The sequence below is a fragment of the Intrasporangium chromatireducens Q5-1 genome, assembly GCF_000576575.1.
GTDB classification, from domain to species: domain Bacteria; phylum Actinomycetota; class Actinomycetes; order Actinomycetales; family Dermatophilaceae; genus Intrasporangium_A; species Intrasporangium_A chromatireducens.
This window is the reverse complement of sequence record NZ_AWQS01000460.1, coordinates 1-1445: the sequence shown is the minus strand read 5'-3', so window position 1 is coordinate 1445 and position 1445 is coordinate 1. Positions and strand designations below refer to the sequence as shown.

Below are 1445 nucleotides of genomic sequence, written 5' to 3'. Positions count from 1 at the left end.
CAGGCGCTGCCGGTCCTGCTGCTCGCGCTGCCCGCCGGAGTGCTCGCTGACACGTTCGACCGACGCCGGATGCTCATCACGATCCAGGCCTTCCAGACGGGCATCGCGCTGCTGCTCACCGTGCTGACCGTCATGGACCAGATGCAGCCGACCCTCCTGTTGCTGCTGACCTTCGCCCTCGGTGTCGGCGCGGCCGTCCAGGCACCGGCCTACCAGGCGCTCATCCCAGACCTCGTCCCCACGGAGCAGATCCCGTCCGCCTCGATCCTCGGCTCGATCAACGTCAACACGGCCAGGGCGATCGGGCCGGCGGTCGCGGGCCTCATCGTGGCGCGGTTCGGGGTGCCGGTCACCTTCGCGCTCAACGCCGCCTCCTTCGTCGCCTTCGCGGTGATCCTCCTGGGCTGGCGGCGCCCCGAGACGGACAGCGCCGGCCAGGAGCCCTTCCTGCCGGCCCTGCGGGCCGGCGGCCGCTACGTCCGCAACGCCCTCGTCGTGCGCCGCATCCTGCTGCGTTGCGCCCTCTTCGTCTTCCCCGCGAACGCCCTCTGGGCGCTGCTCGCGCTCGTCGCCGACCGGACCCTGCACCTCGGCGCCGGCGGGTACGGCCTCATGCTCGCCATGCTCGGCATCGGCTCGGTGCTCGGCGCCTTCGGCCTCTCGCGGTTGCGGACCTACCTCAACTCCAACGGCATGATCGCCGTCGCCAGCATCGTGTATGCCGCTGGGCTCGCCGCGCTCGTGCTCGTCCCGAACGCCGTGGTGGCGATGCTCGCCCTCCTGCCGATGGGTGCCTGCTGGATCGCGGTCCTCTCGACGCTCAACGCGCAGATGCAGATCTTCCTGCCGGGTTGGGTGCGGGCCCGCGGACTCGCGATCTACCAACTGACCCTGTTCGGCTCGATGGCCGGCGCGGGCGTCCTCTGGGGCATCGTCGCCGAGATCTCCGGCGTGCGGCCCACCTACCTCGCCGCTGCAGCCCTGCTCCTGTTGAGCGCCGCGTCGGTCCGGCTGTGGCCGCTGCGCGACCTGCAGGGCATCGACCGGAGCGCGGCGCTCATCTGGCCCGAGCCCCACCTCCTGCTCGAGCCCGAGGACTACCCCGGACAGGTCCTCGTCGTGACCCGCTACGAGGTGGCGCCGGAGCGGCAGGCCGAGTTCCTCGGGCTCATGCCCGCCCTGCGTCGGTCCCGGCTGCGCACCGGCGGCACGTCGTGGCAGCTCTACCGGGACGGCGAGGCACCAAACCGCTTCCTCGAGGAGTACACCGTCGCGTCCTGGGCCGAGCACCTGCTGCAGCACGAGGGACGGCTGACCGGCTACGACGGCGAGATCGACCGCCGGGCCAAGTCGCTGTCCGACCCTCCCGTCCGGGCGTGGCACTACTTCACTCCCTCACTGCCCAAGGACGGCTGAGCTTCGTTTCGCATGCAGTCACCCGCACC

1 protein-coding gene is annotated in these 1445 nt (G+C 71.4%); it reads left to right on the top strand.

The features are described 5' to 3' along the window. On the top strand, positions 1-1416 hold a 1416-nt coding region (locus N864_RS22215), incomplete at its 5' end, for an MFS transporter (RefSeq protein WP_034722689.1). Positions 1417-1445 lie beyond the last annotated feature (29 nt).